The sequence below is a fragment of the Oleiphilus sp. HI0086 genome (assembly GCF_001635225.1).
This window is the reverse complement of sequence record NZ_LWFZ01000855.1, coordinates 1-2,627: the sequence shown is the minus strand read 5'-3', so window position 1 is coordinate 2,627 and position 2,627 is coordinate 1. Positions and strand designations below refer to the sequence as shown.

The following is a 2,627-nucleotide window of genomic DNA, read 5'->3' as shown; positions in this document are numbered from 1 at the left end:
ATGTCTAAGCCTGTTCGTCCTAGGGTTCTGCTAGCAAGAATTCGCGCCTTACTTCGTCGGATTAATGAGCATGTTGACCAATCATCAGATGCTGGTGCAGAGTCAGGTCAGGCAGCTGATGCGACCCGCTTGGTATTTAACAACCTGGTTGTTGATAGCTCAATGCGAGAGGCATGGTTGGACGATGAAAGTATCGATTTAACCAGTGCAGAGTTTGACTTACTTTGGTTATTATCCAGTAATGCAGGTAACGTGCTGAGCCGTGAAGAAATCTTTACTAACTTGCGCGGTATCGAATATGATGGTCAAGATCGTTCGATTGATGTTCGAGTCTCTAGAATTCGTCCGAAAATAGGTGATGATCCGGTTCACCCACGAAGGATCAAGACAGTTCGAAGCAAGGGCTATTTGTTTGTAAAAGAGGCTTAGTTTATAAGTCTCTCAAGCTCGGCTTGCCAAATTATTTAAAGAGTTTTGGTTTTGAAGAAAATTCTAATTCGTATTTTTATTGGCCTAGTTTCAGTGATCACTGTGCTAGGCCTTTTTAGTCTTGGTCTGGTTAAAGTCTCTAATCAGGTTAGGGAAGAGCACTACTGGCATGATTTGCTGGTTACTCCTATGACCGAACTATCCCGTGTAATCAGTGAAGATCATTCAAAGCTGCCTGAACATACTTACCTATCTGATTATGAATCATTAGGTCTAAGTGCGGTAGAGCAAGAGCGTTTGATGTATGGACGACTGCTTGTGTCCCTGGAAGGTGACTACCTTAGAGCGATTATCCAGCAGCAAAATTCTAGCGAGCAGTTGTTAGTTTTTGAGTCTTTGCGCGATAAGCAGTTTTCAGCACTTTTTCGTCTTCTTGTAAGCGAATTACTGGTTGATGCGACGGAGTTGAGCAAGCTTGAAAGCATTGAATCACTGCTTAATGTCTCGATTGCTAAATTGGAAGAGACGAGTTCGGTAAGTTCTCAGTTAGTATTAAATGATATTGCCAAACAGGGTTTTCATGACGGTCTTGATGAAGATGGTTTATTTAGTTATGTGCGCTTGAAGAGCGGAGAACTGCTTCGTCTAGAGTATGGTGAAGTGTTCTCCGGTTTTTCATTTATTTTGTTCGTTGCACTGGTTTCCCTGTGTGTTGCAGTGCTTATGCTCTTTGTTTATTACCTGGTAGAGGGGTTCAGTCGCCGTTTACGCTCTATTGAAACAGCGGCAAGTCGTATTTCGCGAGGTGAGCTAGATGCTCGTGTATCCGGGGCGGGAAGTGAAGATGCGATCAGTCGCTTAGGTGGTGCTTTCAATAGTATGGCCGACCATATACAGCGCCTGATGTATGTGCAGAAAGAAATGATCCATGCTGTATCGCATGAGCTTAGAACCCCTGTTGCTAGAATACGCTTTGGTGTACAAATGATTGAAGACTGTCCCTCCGAGGAAGCATTGCAAAAGCAAGTAAAGGGGATCGATGGCGATATTCAGGAGCTTGACGAATTAATTGATGAGATATTGACCTATGCTCGACTTGAGCAGGGCGGGCCAATCTTGGCATTTCAGGAAGCTGATATTAGCGCAATTGTTGATCAAGTTGTTTCCGAGCAAGGCCTTGTTAAGCCAGATATGAGTATTTTCTCTGAGTTTAAAGAGGGCTCTGATGTATGGAAAATGTCAGAGGTTGAAACACGTTATATACATCGTTCGATTCAAAACCTTGTTGGTAATGCGACACGCTATGCTCAAGGAAGGGTAAAAGTTGTTTGCTCTTTTGATGCAGAGACATGTCGTGTAGATGTTGAAGACGATGGCCCTGGTATTCCAGAGGAAGATTGGGAGTCTGTCTTTACGCCGTTTGCGCGTTTGGACGATAGTCGCACACGTGCTTCAGGGGGTTATGGCCTAGGCTTGTCAATTGTACGCCGTATTCTTTATTGGCATGGGGGGCAAGCCTTCTTGGGCAGAAGTGATATGGGTGGAGCGAAGTTTAGTTTGGTATGGCCCAGGAAACAAAGCCAGACGAACAAACCCTAGGTGGCGATATCTGAAGCGCGCAGCTGCTGTCTGGCTTATCTTAGTAGAAAGTGCTTAAGAGGACAGGGGCCAGCCGCCGAGGTGTTGCCACTTATTGACTATCTTGCAGAATAGTTCTGCTGTCTTCTCCGTATCATACTTTGCGGTATGAGCGGCTTTCCCATCAAATTCAATTCCTGCCGCTCCACAGGCTTTTGCGAGAACGGTTTGGCCATATGCCAAACCCGACAGCGTTGCTGTATCAAATGTCGAAAAGGGGTGAAAAGGGTTGCGCTTAATATTGGCTCTTTCTGCTGCGGCAAAGACAAAGTTGTGGTCAAAGGTTGCGTTATGACCCACAAGTACAGCTCGTGTACAGCCAGTTTCCTTCACTGCTTTTCGAATAGGTGTGAATATTTTATCTAGGGCTAGCTTTTCGGGTTGAGCATTACGAAAAGGGCTGTGCGGATCAATTCCGGTAAATTCTAGCGCAGAAGCCTCAAGATTTGCTCCTCTAAAAGGCTCTACATTGCAATGTACAGTTTCTTTTAGGTAGAGATCGCCATCGGTCTTCATGCTGATAATAACAGCGGCTATTTCTAGTAGAGCGTCGGTTTTTG

3 protein-coding genes are annotated in these 2,627 nt (G+C 44.9%); 2 read left to right on the top strand and 1 reads right to left on the bottom strand.

The window, feature by feature from the left end:
• Positions 1-429, top strand: a 429-nt coding sequence (locus tag A3756_RS15455) for a winged helix-turn-helix domain-containing protein (protein WP_197481331.1), incomplete at its 5' end; no start/stop codon positions are given.
• Between the two features lie 51 nt (positions 430-480).
• Positions 481-2,028: an ATP-binding protein gene (locus A3756_RS15450; RefSeq protein ID WP_068507854.1), complete on the top strand. Its 1,548-nt coding sequence runs from the start codon at positions 481-483 to the stop codon at positions 2,026-2,028.
• A gap of 54 nt (positions 2,029-2,082) precedes the next feature.
• Here the strand turns inward: A3756_RS15450 and rnt are convergent.
• On the bottom strand, positions 2,083-2,627 hold a 545-nt coding region (rnt, locus tag A3756_RS15445), incomplete at its 5' end, for a ribonuclease T (RefSeq protein WP_068553826.1).